This window comes from Nonomuraea sp. NPDC005983 (assembly GCF_040614375.1).
Classification (GTDB): domain Bacteria; phylum Actinomycetota; class Actinomycetes; order Streptosporangiales; family Streptosporangiaceae; genus Nonomuraea.
The window spans coordinates 21,694-47,142 of the sequence record NZ_JBEXUP010000063.1; the positions used below are offsets into that span (position 1 = coordinate 21,694).

The window sequence follows — 25,449 nt, forward strand, 5'->3', positions numbered from 1 at the left end:
AACCGAATCCCGGAACGTTCCAAGGTGTCTCCTCAGACGCACCCCTCAACGCATGGGAGATGTGTGTGTTCAAGATAACTGGCATGCGATCAGCCGTGCTCGCCACCCTCATGGCCGCCGGACTCGCCCTGACCACCGCTTCGACGGCCGCCGCGGCCACCGTCCTCCAGACGTCCCCCGCCGGCGCGGCGAGCGTGGGCCGCCCCGCGATCATCGGCGGGAAGGCGGCGACCGAGCCCTACTCGTTCATGGTGTCCTTCCGGCTGAACACGCTGCGCGAGCACCACTGCGGCGGCGCCCTCATCGCCCCCGACTGGGTCGTCACCGCCGCCCACTGCGAGGGGCTCATGAAGCCCGGCAAGACGCAGGTGCGGATCGGCTCCCCCGACCGCGACAACGGCGGGGCCCTCACCAGCGTCAAGCGCATCATCACCCATCCCGGCTGGACGGACCCCAGCGGGGAGCCCGAGGGCGACATCGCGCTCGTCCAGCTGGACCGGCCGGTGGACCTGCAGCCCATCCGCATCGCCGACAGCCCCGGACGGGTGGGCGAGCCGACCCGGATCATCGGCTGGGGCATGACCTGCGAGTACCAGAAGGACTGCGCGTACGGCCCCAAGCAGCTGCAGGAGCTCGAGACAGTGCGCGTCCCCGACAGGCGATGCGTCTCCCTCGACCGCGGCACCGAGGTGTGCACCGGCGCGCTCGGCAAGAAGGCGGCCAACGCCTGCAACGGCGACTCCGGAGGCCCGCAGATCCGGAAGGTGAACGGCCGTTGGGAGCTCATCGGAGCCACCTCACGCGACGGCGACGACGTTGAGGAGCGCCAGGACGGCGGCGCAGGCTGCGCCACCAACCCCGACGGCAGGCCCGGCCTCGGCATCTGGACGGACGTGACCCACTACCGCTCCTGGATCGCCGACACCATCGGCAAGGACGCCCCCGCGGACCTGCGCAACGCCGCCTGATCGCGTCCAAGCACGCTCCCGCGGGCGCGGGCGCGGGCGACGCCGCCTGATCGCGTTCGAGCACGCCGGCCCGGCTCCCCTGGCCGTCCGACAGCGCGCTGTCGTACAGTCGGGTGGGTCGTGCCGGCGCTGCTGTCGACTGGCGAGGAGGGCGACGGTTCTTGACGCAAGGGAGCCTTTTCGCCAGGGTCCAGGCGCTCGCCAACGCGCAGTTCCGATCACTCCTGTTCAGCCAGATCGCCTCGGTGGTCGGCGAGCAGGTGTTCGCGGTCGCGATCACCGTCTCCGTCCTCAACGCCGGCGGTGACGCCTCGACGCTCGGCCTGGTGCTCGCCGTCCGCGGCGTGGCCCTGGTGATCTTCCTTCCGGTCGGCGGCGTATGGTCCGACCGGATACCACGGCGGCGGATCATGCTGGCCGCGTACGGCGTCCAGGCGATGATGGCCGCCGGGCTGGCGCTGGCGTCCACGCTCTCGTTCTGGGCCGCCGCGGCGGCCGTCTTCGTCTCCGGCGTCGCCGAGGCGTTCGTCCGGCCCGCCTTCAACGCGATCCTCAGAGGCGTCCTGGCAGAGGACGAACGCGTCTCCGGCAGGTCGCTGATCAGCGTCTCGGTGCGCACGGGCATCATGCTGGGACCGGCGCTGTGCGTGGCGCTGGTCGCCGTCGCCGGAACCCGATCCGCGTACGTGGTCACGGCGGTCGTCTTCCTGGTCTCGGCCGTGCTGTTCTGGCGCGTCAAGGAGCCGGCGTGGAGTCCGGCGCCCCGCGCGTCGTTCGCGAGCGACATCGCGACGGGGGTGGCGGAGGCACGGCGGCGTCCCTGGGTTCTCGCCATCCTGCTCTTCTCGACCGTCAGCCTCATGTTCGTGCTGGCGCCGACCCAGGTTCTGCTGCCGGTCGTCAGCACCGCGCACTTCGGATCGCCCGCCGTCTACGGGGTCGCCCTCACCTGCTACGGCATCGGGGGCCTGGCAGGCGGCCTGCTCACGATGGCGTGGCGGCCCCGGGCCGTGGGGGTCGTGGCCATGGTGTCGATGGCCCTCTACGCCGCGGCGCCGCTCTCGCTGCTGCTCTCGGGCTCGGCGCTGCCGATCTTCGTCTGCTTCGCGGTCGCCGGCGCGGGCGTCGAGATGTACGCGATCCAGTGGGAGGTGGCGCTGCAGCGGGAGATCCCCGACCACCTGATCGGGCGCATCACGTCGTTCGCGTGGCTGTGCAGCTTCGGGCTGATGCCCTTCGGCCAGGCGCTGACCGGGCCGCTGGCCGAGCTCACGAGCACGGGCGTGGTTCTCGGGGTGGCGGCGGCCATCGTGCTCGTCGTGCCGCCCTGCCTCCTTCTGGTACGGGGAATGACGATTTTCCGGACGTCCTCACCCGGAGACGCACCGCTGTAAGCCGCCTCGGTCAGGAATCGAGAGGTCAGCCGAGTTGGACGGATTCTCGTGCCCATAAATCCCGAAATCCGCGGGTGTTCTTCCCTTCCGTCAGCAAGATCGGAGCGTGTATGTTCATCGCGTCAGCGAAAGAAAGTTTCAAGCAATGAGGGGTAATGGGCAAGAAACTTCACCTGCTGGTGCTGCCTGCAGCGGCCGTCGCGCTGTCCGTCCTGCCGACCGTTCCGGCCCAGGCCGCCACCGGCTATGACCGGTGTCACGCCGGCTCCTACTGCATGTTCTCCGGCCTCGACGGCACCGGCGACGTCATCGAGATCCAGAGCGACACCCCCGATCTCGCCGCGCTGAACATGGCCGGCCGGGGCAAGTCCGACTGGAACCGGACCGCTTCCTACATCCACCTCTTCTCCGAGGCCAACTATGGCGGCTGCTCGGCCGTGACCACTCCTGGCGGCAAGGGCAACTTCTTCAGCACGTACCGCGACTTCTTCAATTCCGTCCGCATCGGCGGCGCGAACGGCCCCTCGTGCAATACCCCCGTCGAATTCCGGGTCAAGTCTCATACCTGACAGAAACGGCGTAGGGCCCGGCATCGTGTTCGCGATGCCGGGCCGTCCCGTGCTGTCTCGGCCGCTGACTCTGCCGGCTGATCTGGCTGGGCTGCGGCCATTCCGCGCCGATGACGTGACAAAGGGAGGGCCATGCGAACGTCGCAGAGGGGGCATGCAGGTGGCGCAGCCGCTGATCAGCAGGTCGGCTTGTAGGCCATCCCTGCGGGTAGGCGACTCCCCCATTCCTGCTCCGTCATCCCCCCGCCGGCTCGCCGGCAGACCGCGTGGACCGCATCGTCAGTGACTAGATCGATGTCCAAGAGCCTGCCGTCCGCCCCCAGGGTCCGCAGGGTCCGGCTGTCAGCGCTGAAGAACACGGCGACAACGTCGCTCGCATGGTCGGAGATCGGGACCCCGATCGGGGCGTGAGTTTCCGCGTCCCACAGGCGGACGGTGTCGTCGGCGCCGGCTGTGGCAAGCATGGTGCCGTCAGGAGAGAAGACCGCAGCTATGGCTGGCTCCGAGTGGCCCGACATGGGCGGATTTAACGGCTTTCCTGTTGCCGAGTCCCACATCCAGACCCTGGCGTCAATGGACGGGCCGATCGGCCCGCCGCAGGCGCAGTCGTTCTCGCCTCGCACCACCAGTTTGCGCCCATCAGGACTGAAGGCGAGCGCCTCGCTGCTGTGTTCCAGGGCGAAACCCCCCTCCGGCTTGTTCGTGGCGGAGGCCGGATCCCACACCATCGTCTGGCTCGGGTGGCTGAGCGCGAGGTGCCGGCCTTCCCTGTCCCAGGCAAGCGTAGTGATCACGCGGTCGACGGGGACGACCAGTTGGGTCATGCGGTTGACGTCCCACAGCCGAACGTGGAAGTCGCGATCAGAGATGGCGAGAACGTCATGGTGCGGTTGAAACGCCAGGGCGAGCACCTCGTCCTGGTCCTTGGCACGCTCGGACACCGTGATACGCGTCCGCTCGACCGTGCGCGCCACGTCGATGAGCGAGACGACGTGATTGGATCGCACGACCGCCAAGGTCTTTCCATCCTCGGAGAAAGACATGGCCGGAACCATGACCGCCACAGGCTGGAGGGTGTCCCACGTCGTGTCCCAAGGCCCTTTGACGTCCTCGCCCACCTGCTCGCCAGTGCGGCTGTCCCAGAACCGGACGGCGTCCTCGGCGACCGTGGCGACGGTGTGCCCGTCAGGGCTGAACAGCGCCCCCAGCACCGGGCCGCCGGCGACACCGGCCTTGGTGTGCAACACCGTGGGACGGGTGAGCGAGCGCACGTCGACCATGCGCAGGGTTCCGCCACGACCGCCGACCATCAGTGCGGTCTCGTCCCTGCTGAAGCCCACAGTCGTCACCTGGAACCCGGGATAGCTGAACCGGTGCAGTTCCCTCAGCGTCTCGGTGTCCCAGAGCTGTACGGCCCATCCGTTCGCGGTCGCCATCACTCGGCCGTCCCTGGTGAAGGCGCCCGCGTTGACCGAGTCCTCATGCGTACCCGTTGCCGCCTTCACACGCCTGGCTTTCCGCATGCCCGTGGTGTCGAGCAGCATGGCGTCACCGATCGCCAAGACCCACCGTCCGTCCGGGCTCACGTGCAGATCGTTCGGCCCGTACTCGCTACCGGAAGCGCCGTCCGGCCGCAACGCCAACCTGGTGATCCGGGTCGCCGTCGTCCCGATTCTGTACAGGTCGACATGATGATCAGTGGTCGTCACCGCGGCCAGCCCGCCGGACGGGTCGGTCTCCACGCGAAAGGCCCCGGCGGGCAGGCCGGCGATGGGCGTGAGGCCGGGGAGCCGGACGAGCCTTTCGTTCTCTCCGGCCGCGGACGCGACGAGTCCTGACGCCGCCACGAGCCGAATCCGCCCTGACGGCACCGCGAGTGATCGGCCCTCCCGGGTGACGTCCCAAAGAGCGCTACTTCTTCCCGTCTCGTTGCTGTCGCCGAAATTCGTGCCCAGCAACCCCCCATCGTGATTGAGCATTATTTCCGACACGTTCCTGGCCGCGCCGCGCAGAACGGTCTTCAGTCGCCTGGTTCCGATGTCCCAGACCTGGATGTCGTTGCCGACCACCACGGCCTCGGTGGAACCGTCCCCGCTGTACGCGGCGTAGTCCGTCATGGCCGGCGTGAACACGGACAGCTCCGGCTGAAGCAGCGACCCGAGCAGAGACGATCGGGTCTCGTCGGTCTGCGCGATGGCATGAGCCGCCAAGGAAAGCCGCATGGCGGTGATGGGGTCGGACTGGCGCAACTGCGCCGCTTTGGCCGTGAGGTTGTTCGCCTCCGCGATGTCCCGCTGCGCGTTGGCGCTGCGCCGGAGATACTCGGTCATGCCGACGAGACCCACGCTGACGACGAGCAGCACTGTCAGTGCCAGGATGGCCGCGTTCCGCAGGCGTCCGCGAGTGCGGGCAGCCCTCCGCTGCATGGAGTCGTGCTGGATGCTCGCGTCGAGGAAGGCACAGGCGAGCGGCCCGAGGCTCGCCCGATGCGCGGCGCGTTCTGCCCAGTCGCGGGTGAGCGCAAGCCGGTTACCGCGGTAGAGCCCGCTGGAGTCCCGCTCGTCCAGGTCCCATCGGTGAGCCGCCTCCAGCAGTTGCTGTTCCACCAGCAATCCGGCCCGATCGGTGTCGATCCAGGAGCGAAGCGTCGGCCACGCGCGCAGGAGCGCCTCGTGGGTGATCTCCACCAACCCGTCGTCCACGGTGATGAGACGTGCGTGGTCGGAGGCGAAGCACTCCAGCAGCTCACCGACCTCGTCCGCCGCCTGTGGCAGCTCGGCCAGCAGGTGTTCGCGCGGAACACGTCTGCGGGTGTCCTCGGTGCCTTCACCGCCGATATGGACGAGCCGCAGGAACAGGGGGCGCGCGAGGGCGCGCAAGGACTCGTCCATGCCGTCCAGCACCCGGTCTGCCGTGTGAGCTAGCGCGCCATGTATCCCGCCCGTGCTCGTGTAGGAGGCGACGGTCAGCACCTGGCTCTCGCGCCGCTGCCAGGTCATGCGAAGAGCGTGCGACAGCAGCGGCAGCCGTCCCGCCTCGTAGGCTGCTCCGCTCTCACGGGCTCCCAGGTCCTTCAGAAGCAGGTCGGTGAGCCCCGGCTCGACGTCCAAGCCGAGGGTCGCCGCGGGACGTTCGATCGCCGCCCCCAGTTCCGAAGCCGTCATGGGACCGACGACCACGGGACGGGCTAGAGCACGCGCGAGTTCGGGATGGTCAGCGCAGCGGCCCAGAAAATCAGCGCGCATCCCCAGAACGACGAGGGCGGCGGGCTCGGACGCGTGCAGCGCGCGAATGAAGCAGAGCCGACGCTCCCTGTCCGCGCACTCCGTGAAGATCTCCTCGAACTGGTCCACCACCAGGACCAGCCGGCCGGGGAGCGTCTCATCGGGGAAGGCGGCGTTCGCGATCTCCTGCCAGACCTCGGCCGCCTCCGTCAGGCCGCCGGCAAGCCGCGCGGTCAATTCGTCGGCGGGAATGTCGCACACGAGGGCAAGGCGTGACGCCAGGGCAGCCAACGGGTCGGTGGACGGTGTGAGCACGAGCCTCGGCCACCCGGCAGAGCCCGCGATCCCCAGCTCACCCCGCGCGATCGCCGGGAGCAACCCGGCCCTCAGCAGCGAGGTCTTGCCAGAGCCCGACGCCCCGGTCACCAGAAGTGCCGCGGGATCGTCGTAATGCTCGGCAAGTCTCCGGACGAGGTCGGCCGTCGCCTTCTCCCTGCCGAAGAACCACGCGGTCTGCTTCTCCAGGTACGGGCTGAGGCCGGGGTACGGGCACAGGTCCTGCGCCGGCGCGCCCACCTGCCCGGACGGCCGCGCCTCCGGCGCACCCCTCGACAGATGCGCCACGTTGGGCGCGAGAACCAGGTCACCCGCCAGCCCCGTCACCTTCCGCCGTGGGCGAGGGCAACCGGCCGCGGGCAGGACCCGGCTCAGGTATCGGAAGACGTGATTCAGTGTCAGGAATTCGGGCCCCACTAAATCACCGTGGACGAGCAGGCGAATAAGCGCGCCGAAGAAGGCGGTGTGCTCTGCGTTCCTCGGGGCGAGTGCGAGCTCGTCCCTTCCCGCGGAGGTGAGCACGAATGCGCCGGCTATTTCAGTCAGCTCCGCGATTCCCTCTGGATCGCTTAACGAGCCGACGGCCCGCCCCGAGAAGCAGCAGTCGAGTATCACTATCTTCACGCGCGCCGGACTGTCCAGTACGAACTGTCGCAGATATTCGTAGGGCCACGCGGTGTACTCGTGGCGCCTGTGCCTGCCGCTCTCTCGCGTGGCCAGATGCAGCACGCCTCGATCGGTCAGCAAGCCGTGACCGGCGAAGCAGACCAGCAGGACGTCCGATGCCCGCTCCGCCAGGGATTGGAGTGCGTCACCGAATTCGCCGTTGTTCTCGGGATCCACAACGATCCGGATCCGGTCACGAGCGGCGTTGCACCGTTCGACCAGCGTGTCGGCCAGGTCGGCAAGAGTGCCTGGAATGGCCGGCACGTCCGGTAAGCGCGAGCCGGGCAGGTGAGTGCCGGTTCCCACCAGCAGGATGTCCGCTTCCGCCAGCCCGACGAGAGCCGGCCTGGGGTCACTGGTCAGCTGTGTCATCGCTACCCGCCAGTTCACGCAGAGGTGGTCGCCCGGGTTCCCCCTCCAGCCAGCCTCCGAGCTCCCGGGTGAGCGCTGTGAGAGCCTGACCGTCCAGGGCGCGGACCCGTTGCGCCGAGATCTTCACCTCGGTGCGGTCCTCACGGCGGATCGTGATCGTGGCGGTGCCCGTTCGATGGCGAATCCAGGTGATGACAGCCGCGGAGAACGCGGTCACCGCTCCACCTGGAGCGAGCATCAGCATGATCACGTCCGTCGGCACACCCAGACGATCCGGCTCCGGAGTTCCCTCGCTCAGCTTGACGCGGCCCGCCAGTTCGTCCTCCGCGACCAGCCAGTCACGCAGTCCGCGAGCATCGTCTCCCGCTGCGGTCCCCCGTGCGACCACGGTGATATTCGCCGTCACCGGTCCCCCTTCATCCACCGCCGGACCAGTTCACCAAGCTACTAAAAACGTCCTACCCAGCCCGGGCAACCTTTTTACTTGTCGTCGGATACGGATTACTAACGTTACGCTCTTCGGGTGAGCCGGATTTCCCGGAGTCATCGAGCGGGTCAGGCGCATCCATATCCGATCGACGAAGTGAATACACATACATAAAGGTGCGCCGCTCGGGAAGAGGATCTCGCGCTTGAGGCGCAGTCCTCGCTACGAGGGGAGGCGCGGGCCTCCGGCCCCGAGCTTCAGGTCCTCCAGGCGCAGGGCGGACGCGATGGCGTGCGAGCCGGCGTCGTTGGGGTGCAGCCCGTCCACGAAGACGTAGCCAGGCCGGGGACGACCGGGCGCGGCGGGGTCCGCGACGGCGTGGTCGGCGTCCAGGACGGCGTCGTACCCGCCGCCGGTGCGGATCCACTGGTTGAGCGCCGTTCTGGCCTTCTCCACGTCCTCGTTCCAGAACGGGAACAGCGCCCCCTTCAGCGGGGGGATGGTGACGCCGATGGCTCTGACGCCGCGGGCGTGGGCGGACCTGATCAGCGCCTGGTGACCTTCGATGAGCTGCGCCACGGTGACGCGCGGGTTGGGCTTGGTACACGCGCTGTCGATCTGGGGGTAGCCGAGGTCGTTGGCGCCGAGGTGGATGACGACGGCCTTGACGCCGGGGCGGTCCAGCACGTCGCGGCGGAAGCGGTCCGGCGCCTTGTCGCCGAAGCAGGCGGAGTCGTTCAGCAGGCGGCTGCCCGCGATGCCCGCGTTGACCGTCCCGGCCCGGCCGCCCGCCTCGACGAGCCGCTCCGCGAGCTGGTCAACGAACCTGACGTCGGCGCCGGCGCTGGAGCCGACGCCGTCGACGAGCGAGTCGCCGAAGGCCACGACGACGGGCGCGTCCGCGGCGACCTCCACGCCGCTCAGGTAGTACCACGCGCCGGTGGACTGGTTGAAGGCGTCGACGCCCTGGTCGGACAGGTGGTCGCCCTGCGCGCGGTAGGAGGTCGCGGTGGTGAAGCGGTGGAAGGTCGCGGGGCCGGTCGCGCCGGACAGCCGCAGGGTCACGGCCAGCTTCTCCAGCGGCGAGGTGGTCAGCGCGACCGGGTCGCTGACGGCCTCCTTGCCCGGCGGGATCTCCGTCGCCGGCTTCCCGCCGAATCGCAGGACGCGCGAGCTGCCCGGCCACACCAGCGCGCCCCCGGCCGACCTGCCGAGCCGGGCGCCCGTGATCTTCAGGGGTTTCGTGCCGTACAGGTTGGACAGCCGGATGCGCGCCTGGGAACCGGCCGCGGTGACCCTGACGACCTGCCGGAGCGTGTGGTCCCTGAACCCTGCGACCGACCAGTTGGGCCCGTCGTCCTCGGTGCCGGGGGTGGGGCGCTGGACCGCCGCCCCCCACGTCGCGACCCAGTTCTCGGCGGCCGCGCGGTCCTGCGCGGCCGCCGGCACGGCCGTGGCCGCGCACAGCGCCACGGCCAGCACTACCGATCCTCGCCACCTCGATGGCTTTCTCACTTCGGCACTCCAAGTCAGTTGTCGGAACGATCGTCGAAGATCGTCCCGAGAACCGCTCAGGCCGGGGATCGGCCTTTCGGTCGAGCCCGCGTCCGCCATTCGGTCAAATCGCCGCGTCAGGTGTCGAGGAACCGGTGAAGGGACGCCTTCACGCCGGCGACGAAGGCGTCGCGGGTCCGCTCGGGGACCAGGTCCAGCGACAGGTACGGGTTGAGGTCCTCCAGCTCGACCAGCAGCAGCGCGCCGTCGCGGGTGCGGCAGGCGTCGACGCGCTGGATGCCGTGGTCGATGGTGTTCCACTCGACGAAGCGCCGGGCGAAGTCGAGGTCGGCTTCGGTGGGCTCGTACGGTTCCAGGCTCCACCGCTGGTCGGGACGGGGGGCGTGCAGGGCGTACTGGAAGGTGTGGTCGACGTAGTAGAACGACACCTCGTAGCGGAAGTCGACGCGCGGCTGGACCAGGACGTCCCCGTAGGCGACGTCGGCGAGCCGGTCGCGGGTGACGAACTCCAGGCCGATGGAGTCCGCTCCGGCCTTGGGCTTGACCGCGTACTGGTCCGCCTCGGGCAGGCGGCCGAGGTCCTGGGGGCGGTCGACGGTGGGGATGACCGGGTATCCGGCTGTGGTCAGGTCAAGGAGGTACTGTTTGCCCGCCATGTCGGCCCGGCCGGACAGCGGGTTGTAGACGCGGGTGCCGCGCTGGGCGGCCTGGGCGCGGAAGGCGTCGTACTGCTCCTGGTAGTGCAGGACCGGCCCGCTGTTGCGGACCACGACCGCGTCGAAGGCGTCCATCAGGGCGGCGGCGTCCACCGGGTGGCACAGGGCGAGGTCGAAGTCTTCCCGCAGCCGGGAGGACAGGAAGATGTCCTCGTCGCAGTAGCGCCGCCCCCGGGCCTGGTAGGCGAGGTCGGTGACGAAAAGGACTCGGGGCCGGGTGGACGCCATGCTTCTCCTGACAGTTCGGGGTTGCCCCAAACCTACATAAAGCACACCGCCGACCCGTTCCGCGAGAGCGCCGCCGCCTGACGCGCGGCCCTGACGTCCGTCGGGCGGCCGCGAGAGCGCCGCCGCCCGACGGACGTCAGGCCCGTGGCTCAGACTGCCGCGCCGGTGACGAAGGAGACGATGTCGGGAAGCCGGAAGACCCGCCCGGCGGCGCCCCAGTTCCCATCGGAGATCTCGACCACGTGGACCCAGGCGACGGGCCGGTCGTAGAGCCGCTCCGGGTCGTCCTCGGCCTGGGACAGGACGCGGGTGATGCGGGTGATCATGTCGGCTCGCTTGTCGTCGTCCAGCGACCCGGCGGGAACGCTCACCCGCACGACGTAGCGGGGAGGCTCCTCGTCGAGGACCTGCCGCCCGCCGACGTACCAGGCGTCGGGCTCGTTGACCACGAGCCAGGAGATCTCGCGCGCCTCCGGGCTGTCGGGCGCGCCCTCGGCCAGCATCACCTCGGACACCAGCTACGTTCAGCTACCCAGGGTGGCGCGCAATGCGGGCTGAAGGCGGTCGGCGTGGGCCGTCACCATGTCGTCGCACAGCTCCCAGATCTGTTCGACGGTCAGCGTCGCGGCGGTCGCCGGGTCGGTCATGGCGGCGTGGCGGATGTGGCGCGGCTCGTCCTCGATCGCGGCCCTGACGACGAGGTCGGTGACGCTCAGGTAGGTCCGGTTCAGCGCCGCCAGCTGGGCGGGCAGCACCCCGATGCGGGTCGGCTGCACGCCCAGTGCGTCGACCAGGCAGGGCACCTCGACCACGCCGTGGCCGGGCAGGTTGTCGATCAGGCCGTGGTTGGGGACGTTGCCGTAGACGGTCCGGGGCATGCCCGTGGTGATGCTGTGGATGATCTGGGGGGCGTACTCCAGGGTCCCCTCGACCGGGAGCGGTTCTCCGGCGGCCAGGGCGTCGCGTGTCCGCTCGTAGCTGGCCACGTTCTGCTCGACGATGTCGAGGTAGGCGCCGACGGGCAGGCGCAGCCGCTCGATCTCGCCGTCGTGGTGCAGGTACCAGGGCACGTACTCGGAGGAGTGCTCGCTGGTCTCGGTCGGGTAGTAGCCCAGCCGCCGGTACATGTCGACGCGGACCCTGCGGCGCAGCTGCTCGTCGGCCGCGATCAGGGCGTCCAGGCGGGGGTACAGGTCGACGCCGTCGTGCTCGAAGCGCAGCACCCACGCCTGGTGGTTGACGCCCGCGGCACGGTAACGGACCTCCTCGAACGGCACCTGCAGCAGGTCGGACAGGCCGCGTATCGTCCAGTACACCGAATGGCACAGGCCGACCACGCGCGTCAGCCCGGCGGCCTGGGCGAGGTACTGGACGTTCATCGCCATCGGGTTGGTGTAGTTGAGCAGCCACGCCTGGGGGCAGACGGCGGCGATGTCCTCGCCCAGGGATCGCAGCAGCGGGAAGGTGCGCAGCGCGCGGAAGATGCCGCCGATGCCGAGGGTGTCGCCGATGGTCTGGCGCAGACCGTACCTGGCGGGGACGGCGAAGTCGGTGCGGGTCGCCTCGCCCATGCCGACCTGCACGATGTTGATGACGAAGTCGGCGCCGTCGAGCGCCTCCCGCCGGTCGGCGTGGGCGGTGACGCGGGGGTGGGCCCCGCGCTCGGCGGCGATGTGCCGGGCGGCCCGCTCGGCGGTGGCCAGGCGCTCGGCGTCGATGTCGTGCAGGGCGACGTGGACGTCCTTCAGCTCGGGGAAGGCGAACAGATCCGCGAGCAGGCCCTGGGTGAAGACGACGCTTCCCGCGCCGATGAATGTGATCTTGATGGTGCTCATGACAGGTGCTTTCCGATACGGGTCACGTGCGCGACGGCCTCGTCCCAGGTGGCCTGGGCCGAGGTGCCGCCGTGGGCACGGGTGGACAGGGCTCCGCAGGCGGCGGCGACGTCCAGGGCGTCGGCGGGGGGCAGGCCTGCCAGGGTCGCGGCGACGAAACCGGCGTCGAAGCTGTCTCCGGCGCCGACGGTGTCGACGGGGGTCACGGTGATGCCGCGGGTGCTGGTGAGGGTGGTGCCGTCGTGGCAGAGGGCGCCGTCGGCGCCGTTCTTGACGGCCACCAGCGGCCCGCGCGCGGCAAGGAGGGCGGCGGCCGCCTCCGGCGAGTCTGCGGCGGGCCCTATGAGGTGGCGCGCGAGGTGGCGCGCCTCGCGGGCGTTGGGGAGCAGGATGTCGGTCTCGGCGAGCACGGCGGGCAGGCCGAGGGGGTCCCACCGCCCCGACGGGTCGTCGTTGGTGTCGAGCGAGGTGGTGGCGCCGTGGGCGCGCGCGGCGCGCAGCAGGCGGGGCAGCGCCCGCGCGAGCGCGGGCATCAGGAAGTAGGAGGCGGCGTGCACGTGCCTGCTGTCGGTGAGCAACGACTCGGGGACGTCGTCACCGGTGGTCGCCGCCAGCGTGCCGGGGGCGGTGAGGATCGCGCGGTCGTCCGCGCGGGTCACCACGACGGTGAGGGGGGTGGGCAGCTCCGCGTCCATGCGCAGGGCGCCGGTGTCGACCCCGCGAGCGGCCAGGGTGTCGCGGACGTAGCGGCCGGCGTCGTCGTCGCCGACGCGGCCGGCGAAGGCGACCTTGAGGCCGAGGCGCGCGGCGCCGCAGGCCATGATCGCCGCGGAGCCGCCGAGGGTGAGCGCGCCGGCGCCGACGAGCTGTTCACGCTGCTCGAAGGCGAGCGGCGCGTCCAGCGGGCCGACGATGACGTCGGGGTTGGCGTCCCCGATGACGAGCAGGTCGAAAGTGTGGTGCATCGGTTTCCCGTAGTCGGTTGCGGAGGTCAGCCCTTGAGGCCGCTGGACGTGATGGACTGGATGAACGCCTTCTGCGCGCCGACGAAGGCGAGCAGAACCGGCAGCACCGTGATCACGTTGCCTGCCATGACGGCCGCCCACTGGGTGTGGTGCTGCCCCTGGAAGGTCGCCAGCCCGAGCTGCAGGGTGTACTGGGTGTCGTGGTTGATGGCGATCAGCGGCCAGGTCAGATCGTTCCAGGTCGACAGGAACGTCAGGATCGCCACGGTGCTCAGCGCCGGACGCGACAGCGGCAGCACGACGCGGAACAGCACCCGCAGCCGCGAGCAGCCGTCGATCCAGGCGGCCTCCTCCAGCTCCCTGGGCAGGGAGAGGAAGAACTGCCGCAGCAGGAACACGGCGAACGGCGTGACCAGCGAGGGCACGATCAGCGCGCCCAGCGTGTCGATGAGCCCGAGGCGCTTCATGACGAGGAACGTCGGGATCATCGTCAGCTGGAAGGGGATGGCCATCGTGGCCAGCATCAGCACCAGCAGCACGCGGGAGCCCGCGAACCGCATGCGGGCGAAGGCGTACCCGCCGAGCGCGCCGAACAGCAGGTTGGACGCGACCGCGACGGCGGAGACGATCAGCGAGTTGGCGAACCAGCGGGGGAACATGGCGTTGCCCAGGACGTACCGGTATCCCCCGAGGTCGATGCCCGACGGCCACAACGCTGGAGGGAACCGGTTGATCTCCGCGTTGCTCATCACGGAGCTGAGCAGCAGCCAGATCAGCGGGATCGCGAAGACCAGCGCGAGCGGGGCCAGCAGCAGGTGCCAGGGGCTGAACGGCAGCCGGGCGCGGCCCCGCCGTGGCGCGCCGGCGTGCGCGGCCCGGTGAGGGGAGGTGGTCAGGGTCGCCGTCATCGGGTGGCTCCTTCGAGACGCCGGCCTTCGCGGCCCCGGAGCACGCGAAGACCGGCGGCGATCACGAACAGGGCCACGGCGAGGACGTACGCGGCCGCGGCCCCGTAACCGGCGGTGAAGTTCTTGAACGCCTGCTCCCAGATGAAGTAGACGATCACGGTGGTGGCGCCGAGGGGGCCGCCCTTGGTCGTCACGTACACCAGGTCGAAGAGCTGGAGTGCGTTGATGGTCTGCCAGAGCACGAGGAACACACTGACCGGGGTGATCGTGGGCAGGGTGACGTGCCGCAGCAGGTGCCACCGTCCGGCGCCGTCCAGCCGCGCCGCCTCGATCAGGGGGCGCGGCACGTCCTGGAGGGCCGCGAGGTACACCACCACGCAGAAGCCCAGTCCGCTCCACAACGTGACGGCCACGAGGACGGGCATCGCCTGGCCGGGGTCGGTGAAGAACCCCTGCGGGGAGACGCCGAGCGCGTGCAGCACCGCGTTGGCCGCGCCGAACTGCGGGTCGAGGATGAAGGAGAACAGCGTCCCCTGGGCCGTGGCCGAGGCGACGAACGGCACGAAGATCAGCGTGCGGTACAGGCCGACGAGCCTGATCCGCTGGTTCAGGACGAGGGCGAGCGCCAGCCCCAGGACGATGCTGAGCGGGACGTACAGCACCGTGTACACCAGCGTGTTGCGTACGGCCTGCCCGAAGTGCGGGTCCTTGGTCAGCGCGTAGTAGTTGTCCAGCCCCACCCAGCGGCTCGGCGTGACCAGGTCGTCGGCCTGGAAGGACAGCAACAGCGACCAGACCGTGGGCACGATGCTGAGCCCGAGGATGACCAGCACCGACGGGGAGATGAACGCCCAGGCGGTCCTCGACTCGTGGCGGCGTGACCGGCGCAGGGCACGTTGACGCAGTTCGTGGTCGGAGATGGTGAACGGTTTGGGGGGACCGGGCATGGAAGTGCTCCTCAACGCGGGATGAGCAGGGCAGCGTTGGCCTCGTCGGCGCAGCTGCGCAGCGCTTCGGCGGGGGTGCTCTTGCGGAGCAGCACGGCGACGATGGCCTGCCCGAGCGCCTGGGAGATCTGGGGATAGGCGGGATGGGCCGGGCGTGCCCGCGCCGACTCCAGCGCCTGCGTGAACACCTTCAGGCCCTGGGAGCCGGCGGTCTTCTCCCGCCAGGCGGGCAGGGACTGGGTGGCCCGGCTCAGCGGCAGGCTGCCCGCCTCCACGTCCCAGCGGACGTCCTGGGCGGGCTGCATCAGCCAGATCAGAAAGGTGCGGGCGGCCTGTACGCGCGCGCTGCCGTTGTCGAACACGGTCCACGTGTCGGGGCCCGAGATCGTCACCGGCCGGCCGCTGAAGGTGGGCAGCGGCACCACGTGGTAGTCGATCTCGGCGTCCTCGATGTCGGGCAGCTGCCACGGGCCGGTGAGCACCATCCCCATCCGGCCGGACAGGAAGACCTGGTACATCTGCTCGCTGCCCGGCTTGGGGTCGATGTAGACGCTGGAGGCGCGGGCGAGCGCCTCCAGCACCTGCAGGGCCTGGACCCCGACGCCGGCGAACCCGATGCTGCGGCCGTCGCCGGCGATCACGTCGCCGCCGAGGTCCCAGACGAGGGGCCACAGCCGCCACACGGTGTCCTCGTCGCCCACGCCCGGCCAGCCCGTGCCGAACGTGCCGCGTCCCGCGTCGGTGAGCCGCTGGGCCGTCTCGACGAACTTCTGCCACGTCCAGCCGGGCTCGGGCAGGGGCACCCCGGCCTGGCGGAACAGCTTCTTGTTGCAGACCACGGCCAGCGCGTCGACCACCGCGGGAGCGGCCCGGACCTGGCCGTTGACGGTGACGGCCGCCCGCGCGGGCGCCCAGTAGTCGGTCCACGGCGTGGGGCCGGAGTTGACGGTGCCGGTCAGGTCGACCACCTGCGGGCTGCGCGCGATGCTGGCCAGGTCCGAGCCGAAGATGTAGGCGATGTCGGGGTAGGAGCCCGACGCGAGCGCCGCGGTGATCTTCTGCAGCATCGCGTCGGCCAGCACTCCCCCGCCGATGTCGACCCTGATGCCGGGGTGCGCGCGTTGGAAGTCGGCCACCAGCTGCTTGATGGCTTTCAGGGCCGTGTCGGTCTGTCCGTGCCACAGTTCGATCGTGACCCGCCCGTCGGGGCCGACGCCGTCATCGGCGCCTTTCCCGCACCCGGCCACGGCCACGCTCCCGACCGCGGACAGCGCCAGGGCGCCGGCGCCGCGCAGGAGTCCACGACGTGATGGCATGGGGGCATCGCGATGGATCGCCTCCATCTGTACCTCCGAGATAACAGGGAAACCGGACGTTATCAGCAGGTCTGCCGGACGTATCCGCTGCTGCCCTTGGCAGAGACGTTCACGTCGCGGCGGACGACGCTCAGCCGGCCGCCCCAGCCCGAGCAGGCCTTCGACAGGCCCCGCGCGGTGTACTCGATCACGATCACGTTGTCGCCGAACGCCGCGGTGTAGTCGCCGCACTCGTCGTAGGCGCCGCACTCCTCGGCGACCGCGAAGTCCAGCCCGTTCTGCCGGCGCGAGCCTGCCAGCTCCACGGTGTTCTTCTGGGCGATCGCCAGGCCCTGGGCGTGCGCGTGCGCGGACAGCAGGCGGATGTACGCCTGGGCGTTCGCCTTGCTCACCAGGCCGAGCGACCGCTCGTAGCTGTCGTAGTTGTCGGGCTCGACCGCCTGGAACCCCTTGGCCTTGCAGCCGTCGATCCAGCCGTTCACCTTCGCCGCGACACGCTGCCGCTTGGCGTCGGTACGCAGGTCGAGCAGCGCCTCGTTCCAGTTCTCGTCGACCACCACCTTGCCGTTGGCGTCCCGTAGCAGCAGGTCGGCGTCCCACTCCTGCTCGGCGCCGGTCTGGACCTGGAAGGCGTTGACGTAGCAGATGTTGTACAGACCGGCGGCTGGGCTCGCCTCGTGGTCGCGGCTGACCACCTTGACCCCTGACGGCGGCGTGTACGGGCCGCCGATCTGGTAGTCGAACCCGGCGTGCGCGGGGGGCGACACGACTGTGGCGGCCGACGCCGTGGACGGAGTGAGGAGCGGGGCGGCCAGCGCGGTCGTGAGGGCCACGGCGGCGCCGAGAGATCTACGGGTGGGGAGACGATTCGCTCGCATCGTCGCGCTCCAGACGCTGGAGGGTACGTCCCCGCCTCGGACGCTGACAGCGATCCTGGCGACTTAGTCCGGGCTCGGGCGCGTGCCACATACCGGCTAGGCGTACCTCTGCCGCCGGATGCTCAATCCGGCGTGCATCGGAGTAAATCGAGCGAGAACTCTCCTGTCAAGAGCGTGGAGTTGCTCGAATCAGGCTGATACAGCGCAACATTGCTCACCGGCGGGCCGGTCCCGTTCCACGGGACGGCCCGCCATCCGCGTGGCTAGGCGAGGCGTCTGACCGCGACGACGTTGTCGATGAGGGTGCCGCGCTGCCCGTCCGGGCCCGTGGCCTCGCGCTCCGGGGAGCCCAGCCGTTCGGTGCGCCACTGCCCGGGGCTCAGGTCGAGCACGGCCAGAGTCTCCTCCGGGCTGGGGAAGCGCGGGTGCGGTTCATGGTGCCGTGCCCAGGGCGGGAAGGCTCCGTGCTCGACGATCAGCAGGAGCCCGCCGGACGCCACGGCGCGGGCCGCCGCCCGCAGGACGCGGTCACGGGGGAACTCCACCGGCGACTGCAGGAACTGGGCGGAGACCAGGTCGAACGCACCGGAGGGGAAGGAGTGGGCCAGGTCGTGTCGCTGGAAGTCGATGCGGGCCTCGACGCCGGCCGCCTCCGCGGCGGCAGAGGCTCGGCTGAGGGCGGTGGCGGACACGTCCACGGCCGTCACCTGCCAGCCCAGCCCGGCCAGCCAGACCGCGTCGCCTCCTTCCCCGCAGCCGAGGTCCAGCGCGGCGCCGGCCGGCAGCGGGCCGACAACGTCCACCAGGACGGGGTTCGCCCGCCCGCTCCACACCCGGTCACGCTCCTGATATCGCTCTTCCCAGAACCGCTCTGCCTCGTCGGTCATCGTCAGCCTTCCTTTCCCGTGGCTGGCGCGATCCTGCACGGCCCGGCTCCGGACTGACAACCTTCGTTGCCGATATGGCAAACTGGAGGCCGTGGAAGATGACGAGACGGACCTGGACGAGGTCCTGCAGGCCGTCGGGCCGCGGCTGCGAACCCTGCGCCGGCAGCGCGGGGCCACCCTGACCGAGCTGTCGGAGTCCACCGGCATCTCCATCAGCACCCTGTCGCGCCTGGAGTCCGGGCAGCGCCGGCCGACCCTGGAGCTGCTGCTGCCCCTGGCGCGGGCCCATCAGGTGTCGCTCGACGAGCTGGTCGACGCGCCGCCCACCGGAGACCCCCGCGTCCGGTTGCGCTCGTTCCAGCACCACGGCAGCACCTACATCCAGCTCACTCGCCGGCCCGGCGGGCTGCACGCCTTCAAGCAGGTCATCCCGCCAGAATGGCCGGACACCGAGCCCGACCCCCGCACCCACGAGGGCTACGACTGGATCTACGTCCTGTCCGGGCGGCTGCGCCTGGTCCTCGGCGAGCATGACGTGATCCTCGCGCCCGGCGAGGTCGCCGAGTTCGACACCCGGGTGCCGCACTGGTTCGCCAACCCCGGCCGGGAACCGGTCGAGCTCCTCTGCCTCTTCGGCCCCCAGGGCGAACGCCTGCACGTCCGCGCCCGCCCCACCCGTGGCCCTTCGGTCACGTCCTGACACGCCCGCCGGGCCGTCGCTCCACAGGCGTCAGCGGACCTGCCGGCAGGCGCCGGCGCGGCGGTGTCAGCTCGCGCGTGCCGGGAGGAGCTTGGAGACGAGCCACGGGTGGACGACCGGGCTGACCTGGTTCGCCTGCATGGCCTGCATGTGGTCGAGCCCGTCGAGGACGCGCACGTCCCAGCCGAGCCCTTCGAGCTCCGTGCGCCGGGCGAGGATCGGCCCTGCGATGTCCACCAGGATGTCGTCCCACTTCGGGCCGTATTGGATCTGGTCGGCCGAGCCGGCGAAGCACAGCCTGGGGCAGGTGATCCGGTCTTGGGCGGCCCGGTCGTCGAAGCCCCGGAGCGCCTCGTAGAGGATGACGTACTGGCGGGTCTGGTCCTCCGACAGGGACATGGGGGCGTTCTCCCAGTCGCCCACCTCCGCCGGCTGGGCGGGCGGCGGACTCTGCGGCTCGACGGCCATCCGGTAGGTCGCGGCGGTGACGCCGAGCATCTCGGCGTACGGCCCGCCGACCGGCGGGAAGCCGCCCATGACGAGCGCTGTGAGGCGGTCGGTGCGGATCGCCAGCTGCATGCCGATCACGGCCAGCCACGAGTATCCGTAGTAGGCGAAACGGTCGGCGCCGGCCGCGTCGGCGACGGCGAGCAGATCACGGGCGACGTTGTCGGGGGTGAGCGTCTCGGCCTTCGGGTGGGCCTGCACGTGCCCCTCGTAGTCGAAGGCGACCACTCGGAACGTGTCCCGCAGGCCGGTCAGAAGGGAGTGGCCGAGCGAGGGGTCCGCTCCCCACTTGCGCATCTCCTCGGCCTGGGGGCCCTCCTCGGCCGGCGTGGGGTTCACGGGCAGCAGGACGGTCGGTCCGTCACCGTGAATCTCGATCTCGATCGCGGATCCGTCGTGCAGGGTCGCGGATGGCATTCGGTGTCCTCTCAAGTGTTCTTGTCCAGAGCCCGAAGGCATCTCTATACGCCATAATCTATTGGCTCGGCCACAATACAATATGCCGTAAAGAGTTGCGAACCCGCCCGCCGCCCCACCCGGCGCCCGCGGCCAGGCCCGTCGTCGCGGCGTCCGCCCAACAGGCGCCTGCTCGCAGGCGATGATCGGCAGGCTATTGCCGGAAATGTTCGTCCCCGCCGATGAACACGCCCGCCTGGCTCGCATGCGACCCCGTCATTGACAACGGGGATGAGGCTTCCCGGAACCAATCACAAGCGGCCAAGCCGGGGTGGGCGGGCCGGACCATGGGGCCCGGATCGGCGGCGGACCAGACAAGGCTCAATGGGGCAATGCGCTGCTCAGGCTCCGTATTGGAGCTTGATGCGTGCCCCCGTGGAGGGCAGACCGCCAAGCCGGGATGACGTGGGGGTGCCACATCTCCGTCTTCTATGTCAATATCTATTGTTTTAGAAGCCGTCTACCGCGTCGAGCGGAAGAACGCACGGAGGAAGAGAGCCAGATGCCGGATGTACTGATCGTCGGAGCAGGGGTGGTCGGCGCGAGCGTCGCCTACCACCTCGCTGAACTCGGGTGCACCGATGTGGTCGTCATGGACCGCCGGGCAGCGGACGCCCACCCTGGCTCGACCGGGCTGGCGCCCGGTTTCGTCGGCCAACTGAGCTCCACGCCCGAGCTGGCCGCCCTGGCGCAAGACAGCGTCAAGACCTTCAGCACGCTGCATGACAGCAGGGGAACTGCGGCCTTCCGGCGCGTCGGCTGCCTGGAAATCGCCACCGGTGGTGAGCGGTTGGCGTCCTTCCACGCCGACGTCGAGCAGGGTAAGCGCCTGGGCATCGACGCCCGTGTCATCGCCCCGCAGGAAGCCGCCGGGCTCGCGCCTGGTCTGGTCGATCCGAGCCAGGCGCTCGGCGCCCTGTACGTGCCCTCCGACGGGGCGGCGGAGCCGACCGTTGTCACCACGGCCCTGGTTGAGTCGGCCGCCGCCCGAGGGGTCGCCTTCCGCTGGGGGACGGCCGTTCACGAGCTTGCCTTGGCCGGCGGCCGCGTGGTCGGAGTGGTCACCGATGCGGGCGTCGTACGTGCCGAACGAGTGGTCCTGGCCACGGGCATCTGGGGCACCCGCCTGACGGAGCCGGCCGGGCAGAGGTTGCCCATGGTCGCAGTAGAGCATCCGTACGTGCTGAGCCCCGAGCGGCCCGAACTGGCGGACGCGCTGGAGCCGACGACTCGGCCCATCGTGCGCTACCCAGAACACGCCGTCTACACGCGCCAGCACGGCCGCCGTTGGGGGCTGGGCTCGTACGCGCACCAGGCCCGCCCCGTCGCCGCGCTCGCGCTCGGCGACTCGGCCGAACGCCCCTACCCACATCAAGACTTCGACCCCGTGGTCACGACCGCGGCCGCCCTCGTTCCCGCATGGCGCGGAACGGGTCCGAAGCGCCGCATCAACGGGGTCTTCGCTCTCACGCCTGACGAACTGCCCCTGGTCGGGACGCCCACGGCGCTGCCCGGCCTCTACCTGGCCGAGGCGAGCTGGGTGACCCACTCCGGAGGCGTCGGACGGCTGGTAGCCCACCTGCTGACCGGCAAGGGAGAACCCCCGGTCGACCCCGACCGGCTGCACCCTGACCGTTTCGCCGATTGGACGCAAGCGGAGATCTCCTCCCGCGCGCTCGCTCACTACTCCAACATCTACGACACGCATTGACCTGAACCGCGCCGGGCTCCCTGGACGCGGGCAGCGAATCCCATGCGAACCGGCTGCGTCATCCCGTGAGCTCTGGAGGTCAGCGGCCTACGGCCGTCTTCACCTCCCCCACCAGGGCGGCCGCGTCGGCGACGGTTTCCTCGATCTGCCGCGTCGACTCGCCGATGTCGCCAAGGAGCCTCTGAGCTCGTACGGCGAAGTCCTGCGGGGACGTGGGCAGTCGGCCCGCCGAGGCCACCATGCCCTTCTCGTTGATCAGCCACTGCCCCGCGTGCCCGTGCAGCGCCTGGCAGGCGACGCCCACGGCACGGAACAGGCATCCGGCCGCGTAGGCGGGGTCGGCGCCGACCGCCCCGTAGCGCGCCAGCTGCACGGCGAAGTCCGCCTCCCAAAGGCCCTCGACGAGCGCGGCGCCCAGGGCTGCGGGGTACGCTCTGGTCCGTTCCCGCAGGTCGGCGAGGTCTCCGCTGGGATCGGCCAGGACTCGGCACAGGGCGACCTCACCGGCGTAGGCGTGGGAGTAGAAGCCCAGCGGGTGCCCGGCCTGGACACCGATCTCGTAGCGACCTTCCTGGCAGTCGTCCCAGATCCGGTGGACGCGGTCGAGGTCGCGGTAGATCCAGTCGACTCGCCAGCCGTCGATGGTCAGCCAGCCGCCGCCGTTGACCCACGGCCCCCAGCCGCCCGGCGCGGTCACCTCGGTTCCTTCACCGCCCAGTTCCACGGCCAGCGTCCGCAGCGCGCCGACGTCCAGGGTGCCCCGGTAGTAGAGACCCAGGTCGATGTCGGAATCCGGGCGGTGGGTGCCGCGCGCCCGACTGCCGCCAAGCACGACCGCGACCACTCCGGGGATCTCCATCAACTGATGCGCGACTGCCTTCAGGCCAACCTCATCCATGGGCACATCTGATCACGTATCCCCCCTCCCCCTCCTCCCCTTTTCCGTCGAACGGCCCTTCGCGTCGAGGGCCGGGGCTCAGCGGGACAGGAGGGCGGCTCGTAGGCCGGCGGCCAGGGCTGCCGAGTTGCCTTCTTCAGCGGCGACGCGGACGCCGAACCGCAGCGGATGGCCGTAGTCCACGGCTATCTCCCGGCCCTCGTCGCGCGCTCGGCGGCGACGAGTTCGCGTACCGCCGGGGCGACCTCCTTGCCGAAGACCTCGAGGACCGCGGGGTCGTCGCCCATGAGGATGTAGGCGGTGAACCCGTACTCCAGGGTCAGCACGGCCAACTGCTCCGCCCACTGCGCCGGGGGGCCGGACAGCAGCTGGTCGCTGCGCGGGCCGAACTGGCCGCCGATGTTGAGCAGGCGGCGGACGGCGGCGGGTTCCCGTCCGGCCTCCGTGGCCGCGGCGTCGATGGTCGCGTTGCTGTCGGCGAGTTGGTCCAGGCTCCGGACGTAGGCCAGGGACGGCAGCCAGCCGTCGGCCTTGGATCCGGTCAGGCGGAGCATCCGGGGCTTGTAGGCACCCAGCCAGATCCCGATGTCGTGGGCCGGGGCCGGTCCGCGCTTGGCGCCCTCGACCCGGTAGTAGTCGCCGTCCACCCGGAAGCGCGCCTTGTTGCCGGCGTCCCAGACGCCGCGGATGATGTCGATGGCCTCACTGAGCGCGTCGACGGCCTGCGCGGGAGTCAGGCGGCGCCCGCCCATGGCCTCGATGGCGTCCCAGAACCCGCCGGCGCCCAGGCCGAGCTCGAAACGGCCGCCGCTCAGCAGGTCGAGGCTGGCCGCCGCCCGGGCGAGCACGGCGGGCGGGCGCAGCGGGAGGTTCAGGACGTTCCCCGAGAGCCGGATCCGCTCGGTCCGCGCGGCGACGTATGACAGCAGCGTCCAGGTGTCGAGGAAGGCCGACTGGTAGGGGTGGTCCTGGAAGGTCACCAGATCCAGGCCCGCGGCCTCGGACGCCTGCGCCAGGGCGACCACCTGCTCCGGCGCGCTGTTGGCGGGGGTGACGAAGGACCCGAACATCAGATCGTGGCCGTAGTCAGGCATGGTCGCCCTCATTCCGGTTGAATACGCTACATCACAGATGTTTTGCCCGGCTTACTATATGCAGCACAGACGTGTCGCCCAACAGCGTACTTCCGGACGGTATTCCGGGCCCGCACCTGAGCGAGGCCGCCACCGGGACCGGCACGCACCCCACGGAAGCCGACCTCGGCCTCGGCACGCCGCCTTACCGGGCGGAGTCCTCCCCCAGCACCTCGCTGACCACCTCGCACGGGTCGACGGAGGGCTCGACGTCGCGCACACCGCACGCCGCCCGCCGCAGCAGGCGCCGGAACGTCGCGCGATCGGCCGCGTCCAGCGCGCCGAGGACGGCGTCTTCAGCTCCGCGCACCCGCCGCTCGAGCTCGCGCAGGACACTGTCGCCGTGCGCGGTGGCGACGATCTTGCGCTGGCGACGGTCGGACGGGTTGAGGCGGCGTTCCACCAGACCGGCCTCGACCAGGTCGTCGATGAGGTACGTCATCACGGTGCGGTCGATGCCCAGGTGCGTGGCGAGGGCGAGCTGGTTCGGCTGATCGCCGTGGACCACGGTGGCCAGCGTCTGGTAGCCGCGCGGGCCCTGCGGAAAGTCGCCGATCACCGTGACGACCGAACGGTGGAAAGCGCGCAACAGCGCCCCGAGGGACCACCCCAGGTCGCCTTCGGCGCGGTCGGCCGGCGCCCGGTCTGGCAGCCCCTCGTCGCTCATGCTCGAAATCATACGGCGGCTCCCTGTCCAGCCACCCTTCTCATCCGCATACCGTCTGCGCGACAGCGGGTATCGGGGACGGGGCTCGCGGCCCCGTCCCCGGACGCGGGCAAGCTCGGCCGAGGCTCATCGCGATGCTGTCCGCCACCGCACGCGAGCGGGGAGCCCACCGTCCGACACCGCCGCGAGCGGGAAGCTCGCCGCCGGCTACCGGGCGCAGGTGGGGTGCTCGCCGAGGCTCACCGTCACCTGGTCACCGCCCGGCAGGGTCAGGGCGACCTGGTCGCCTTCGACCCGCACGTCCGGCGCGGGCGGCTCCTCCCCCGTGCCGGTGAGCTGTACGACGCTGACGTACACCGCTGTGCCGCCGGGGTGGGCGTCCGCGAGCACGTACGGCGTGGCCGAGTGCCGCCCGTACGCGTTCGCGCCCTCCGCCGTCGCGACGCCGGACCCCGTGTAGCCGTGCAGGCCGCGCACGGCGCTGGTCAGCCCGTCCGGGCGCCGGACGACCGCCATGGCCGCCCCTGTCTCCACGGTGAGCGGGGCCGCGGCGGCCAGCGCGTGCCCGCCCTCCCTGACCTGGTGCCCGGCGGGGGCGGTGACCTGGTGGATCCGCACCTCGGCGGCCCCGTCGACCACCGAGGCGGTCACCACGCGAACCGGGCCGGCCGGCAGCTCGTCCCGGTAGGCGGAGGCGGCGAAGCGGTCGCCCACGGCGAGGGGCTCGATGCGCCGCCTGAGGGAGACGGCGCCGTCCGGCGAGACGACGGCCAGGTGCCCGTCGACGCCCTCCGCCTGCTCCCCCGCCTCGGGGCCCGTGTGGCTGGTGTAGCCGAACTTGAGGTAGTGCGGGTCCGGCGGCCCGGACGGGCTCTGTATCCGGTCGTTGTCACTGCCGTGGTTGATCAGCCGTACGACGCCGTCGTCCCTCGTGGCGTGTACCAGCCAGCCCGGGCTCGGCATGGCCACCGTCTGGTCGGCGAGGTCGACGGGCGCGGGCTCCTCGGCGTCCGTCCAGGCGGGGTGTTCGGGGGGCAGCAGCAGGCCGACGAACGCCTTGCTGGCCCAGTACGGCGAGCCCGGCCCCGAGTAGGTCTGCACGCAGGGCAGGAACGTGTCGTACCAGCCGAGCGTGAGCAGCCCTCGATCGTCGGGCGCGCCCCGCTCGACGAAGTGCCGCAGCACCCCGCTCGCGATGCGGCGGGTGGTGCCGGGCGCCAGCGGGG

The 25,449-nt window shown here is 70.6% G+C and carries 22 protein-coding genes; 5 read left to right on the plus strand and 17 right to left on the minus strand.

All coding sequences use genetic code 11. The features are described 5' to 3' along the window. The first annotated feature begins 83 nt into the window (after positions 1–83). The 3 genes from ABZ297_RS25775 (at position 84) to ABZ297_RS25785 (ending at position 2,931) form a co-directional block, all read left to right on the plus strand. Positions 84–968, plus strand: a complete 885-nt coding sequence (locus ABZ297_RS25775) for a serine protease (protein ID WP_355350850.1) — start codon at positions 84–86, stop codon at positions 966–968. A gap of 161 nt (positions 969–1,129) precedes the next feature. Beyond that, on the plus strand, positions 1,130–2,362 hold the full coding sequence (locus ABZ297_RS25780) for an MFS transporter (RefSeq protein WP_355350852.1): 1,233 nt from the start codon (positions 1,130–1,132) through the stop codon (positions 2,360–2,362). Between the two features lie 155 nt (positions 2,363–2,517). Further along, positions 2,518–2,931 carry a peptidase inhibitor family I36 protein gene (locus tag ABZ297_RS25785; RefSeq protein WP_355350854.1) on the plus strand — a complete coding sequence of 138 codons (414 nt, stop codon included), beginning with the start codon at positions 2,518–2,520 and terminating at the stop codon, positions 2,929–2,931. 176 nt (positions 2,932–3,107) lie between these two features. On the opposite strand, the gene ABZ297_RS25790 is transcribed toward ABZ297_RS25785, so the two are convergent. The 12 genes from ABZ297_RS25790 to ABZ297_RS25845 all read right to left on the minus strand — a co-directional run bounded on the left by ABZ297_RS25790 (position 3,108) and on the right by ABZ297_RS25845 (position 18,151). Continuing rightward, positions 3,108–7,529 (minus strand): AAA family ATPase, encoded by a 4,422-nt coding sequence (locus ABZ297_RS25790; protein ID WP_355350856.1) that lies wholly within the window; start codon positions 7,527–7,529, stop codon positions 3,108–3,110. Continuing rightward, a complete protein-coding gene (locus tag ABZ297_RS25795; protein WP_355350858.1) occupies positions 7,510–7,935 on the minus strand; it encodes a hypothetical protein in 426 nt (141 codons plus the stop codon). The genes ABZ297_RS25790 and ABZ297_RS25795 overlap by 20 nt, the downstream gene beginning before the upstream one ends. A 243-nt stretch (positions 7,936–8,178) precedes the next feature. Next, a complete protein-coding gene (locus ABZ297_RS25800) occupies positions 8,179–9,438 on the minus strand; it encodes an SGNH/GDSL hydrolase family protein (RefSeq protein ID WP_355350860.1) in 1,260 nt (419 codons plus the stop codon). A gap of 149 nt (positions 9,439–9,587) precedes the next feature. Next, on the minus strand, positions 9,588–10,415 hold the full coding sequence (locus tag ABZ297_RS25805) for a hypothetical protein (RefSeq protein WP_355350862.1): 828 nt from the start codon (positions 10,413–10,415) through the stop codon (positions 9,588–9,590). A gap of 149 nt (positions 10,416–10,564) precedes the next feature. Further along, the gene (locus ABZ297_RS25810; protein ID WP_355350864.1) at positions 10,565–10,930 is read right to left on the minus strand and encodes a hypothetical protein; all 366 of its coding nucleotides are present in this window, start codon (positions 10,928–10,930) and stop codon (positions 10,565–10,567) included. Positions 10,931–10,939: 9 nt separating this feature from the next. After that, positions 10,940–12,250: an alpha-glucosidase/alpha-galactosidase gene (locus ABZ297_RS25815; RefSeq protein ID WP_355350866.1), complete on the minus strand. Its 1,311-nt coding sequence runs from the start codon at positions 12,248–12,250 to the stop codon at positions 10,940–10,942. Next, positions 12,247–13,215 (minus strand): carbohydrate kinase family protein, encoded by a 969-nt coding sequence (locus ABZ297_RS25820; protein ID WP_355350868.1) that lies wholly within the window; start codon positions 13,213–13,215, stop codon positions 12,247–12,249. The genes ABZ297_RS25815 and ABZ297_RS25820 overlap by 4 nt, the downstream gene beginning before the upstream one ends. Positions 13,216–13,241: 26 nt before the next feature. Next, on the minus strand, positions 13,242–14,123 hold the full coding sequence (locus tag ABZ297_RS25825; protein ID WP_355350870.1) for a carbohydrate ABC transporter permease: 882 nt from the start codon (positions 14,121–14,123) through the stop codon (positions 13,242–13,244). Next, positions 14,120–15,070 (minus strand): sugar ABC transporter permease, encoded by a 951-nt coding sequence (locus ABZ297_RS25830; RefSeq protein ID WP_355350872.1) that lies wholly within the window; start codon positions 15,068–15,070, stop codon positions 14,120–14,122. The genes ABZ297_RS25825 and ABZ297_RS25830 overlap by 4 nt, the downstream gene beginning before the upstream one ends. 11 nt (positions 15,071–15,081) lie before the next feature. Next, positions 15,082–16,386 (minus strand): ABC transporter substrate-binding protein, encoded by a 1,305-nt coding sequence (locus tag ABZ297_RS25835; protein WP_355350874.1) that lies wholly within the window; start codon positions 16,384–16,386, stop codon positions 15,082–15,084. A 62-nt stretch (positions 16,387–16,448) separates the two neighbouring features. After that, positions 16,449–17,264, minus strand: a complete 816-nt coding sequence (locus ABZ297_RS25840; protein WP_355350876.1) for an endo alpha-1,4 polygalactosaminidase — start codon at positions 17,262–17,264, stop codon at positions 16,449–16,451. A 263-nt stretch (positions 17,265–17,527) separates the two neighbouring features. Continuing rightward, positions 17,528–18,151 (minus strand): methyltransferase domain-containing protein, encoded by a 624-nt coding sequence (locus tag ABZ297_RS25845; protein ID WP_355350878.1) that lies wholly within the window; start codon positions 18,149–18,151, stop codon positions 17,528–17,530. Positions 18,152–18,242: 91 nt separating this feature from the next. On the opposite strand from ABZ297_RS25845, the gene ABZ297_RS25850 reads away from it, so the two are divergent. Beyond that, the gene (locus ABZ297_RS25850; RefSeq protein WP_355350880.1) at positions 18,243–18,851 is read left to right on the plus strand and encodes an XRE family transcriptional regulator; all 609 of its coding nucleotides are present in this window, start codon (positions 18,243–18,245) and stop codon (positions 18,849–18,851) included. Positions 18,852–18,917: 66 nt separating this feature from the next. Here ABZ297_RS25850 and ABZ297_RS25855 read toward each other — a convergent pair whose 3' ends face one another. After that, positions 18,918–19,775: an alpha/beta hydrolase gene (locus ABZ297_RS25855; protein WP_355350882.1), complete on the minus strand. Its 858-nt coding sequence runs from the start codon at positions 19,773–19,775 to the stop codon at positions 18,918–18,920. A 541-nt stretch (positions 19,776–20,316) separates the two neighbouring features. On the opposite strand from ABZ297_RS25855, the gene ABZ297_RS25860 reads away from it, so the two are divergent. After that, entirely contained in the window at positions 20,317–21,525 is a 1,209-nt protein-coding gene (locus ABZ297_RS25860; RefSeq protein ID WP_355350884.1) for an FAD-binding oxidoreductase, read from the plus strand. A gap of 79 nt (positions 21,526–21,604) precedes the next feature. Here ABZ297_RS25860 and ABZ297_RS25865 read toward each other — a convergent pair whose 3' ends face one another. The 4 genes from ABZ297_RS25865 to ABZ297_RS25880 form a co-directional block, all read right to left on the minus strand. Beyond that, positions 21,605–22,423 (minus strand): nucleotidyltransferase domain-containing protein, encoded by an 819-nt coding sequence (locus ABZ297_RS25865; protein WP_355350886.1) that lies wholly within the window; start codon positions 22,421–22,423, stop codon positions 21,605–21,607. A gap of 185 nt (positions 22,424–22,608) precedes the next feature. Further along, positions 22,609–23,517, minus strand: coding sequence for an LLM class flavin-dependent oxidoreductase (locus ABZ297_RS25870; RefSeq protein WP_355350888.1), 909 nt, complete (start codon positions 23,515–23,517; stop codon positions 22,609–22,611). A gap of 184 nt (positions 23,518–23,701) precedes the next feature. Continuing rightward, positions 23,702–24,223 (minus strand): MarR family winged helix-turn-helix transcriptional regulator, encoded by a 522-nt coding sequence (locus tag ABZ297_RS25875; protein WP_355350890.1) that lies wholly within the window; start codon positions 24,221–24,223, stop codon positions 23,702–23,704. A gap of 207 nt (positions 24,224–24,430) precedes the next feature. Further along, on the minus strand, positions 24,431–25,449 hold a 1,019-nt coding region (locus tag ABZ297_RS25880), incomplete at its 5' end, for a DUF2264 domain-containing protein (RefSeq protein ID WP_355350892.1).

Coding starts and splice junctions, on each gene's coding strand:
- ABZ297_RS25815 (WP_355350866.1), bottom strand. CDS start 12,250: ATGAGCACCATCAAGATCACATTCATCGGCGCGGGAAGCGTCGTCTTC.
- ABZ297_RS25825 (WP_355350870.1), bottom strand. CDS start 14,123: ATGACGGCGACCCTGACCACCTCCCCTCACCGGGCCGCGCACGCCGGC.
- ABZ297_RS25785 (WP_355350854.1), top strand. CDS start 2,518: ATGGGCAAGAAACTTCACCTGCTGGTGCTGCCTGCAGCGGCCGTCGCG.
- ABZ297_RS25775 (WP_355350850.1), top strand. CDS start 84: ATGCGATCAGCCGTGCTCGCCACCCTCATGGCCGCCGGACTCGCCCTG.
- ABZ297_RS25860 (WP_355350884.1), top strand. CDS start 20,317: ATGCCGGATGTACTGATCGTCGGAGCAGGGGTGGTCGGCGCGAGCGTC.
- ABZ297_RS25790 (WP_355350856.1), bottom strand. CDS start 7,529: ATGACACAGCTGACCAGTGACCCCAGGCCGGCTCTCGTCGGGCTGGCG.
- ABZ297_RS25805 (WP_355350862.1), bottom strand. CDS start 10,415: ATGGCGTCCACCCGGCCCCGAGTCCTTTTCGTCACCGACCTCGCCTAC.
- ABZ297_RS25870 (WP_355350888.1), bottom strand. CDS start 23,517: ATGCCTGACTACGGCCACGATCTGATGTTCGGGTCCTTCGTCACCCCC.
- ABZ297_RS25830 (WP_355350872.1), bottom strand. CDS start 15,070: ATGCCCGGTCCCCCCAAACCGTTCACCATCTCCGACCACGAACTGCGT.
- ABZ297_RS25865 (WP_355350886.1), bottom strand. CDS start 22,423: ATGGATGAGGTTGGCCTGAAGGCAGTCGCGCATCAGTTGATGGAGATC.
- ABZ297_RS25840 (WP_355350876.1), bottom strand. CDS start 17,264: ATGCGAGCGAATCGTCTCCCCACCCGTAGATCTCTCGGCGCCGCCGTG.
- ABZ297_RS25875 (WP_355350890.1), bottom strand. CDS start 24,223: ATGAGCGACGAGGGGCTGCCAGACCGGGCGCCGGCCGACCGCGCCGAA.
- ABZ297_RS25820 (WP_355350868.1), bottom strand. CDS start 13,215: ATGCACCACACTTTCGACCTGCTCGTCATCGGGGACGCCAACCCCGAC.
- ABZ297_RS25835 (WP_355350874.1), bottom strand. CDS start 16,386: ATGCCATCACGTCGTGGACTCCTGCGCGGCGCCGGCGCCCTGGCGCTG.
- ABZ297_RS25845 (WP_355350878.1), bottom strand. CDS start 18,151: ATGACCGACGAGGCAGAGCGGTTCTGGGAAGAGCGATATCAGGAGCGT.
- ABZ297_RS25855 (WP_355350882.1), bottom strand. CDS start 19,775: ATGCCATCCGCGACCCTGCACGACGGATCCGCGATCGAGATCGAGATT.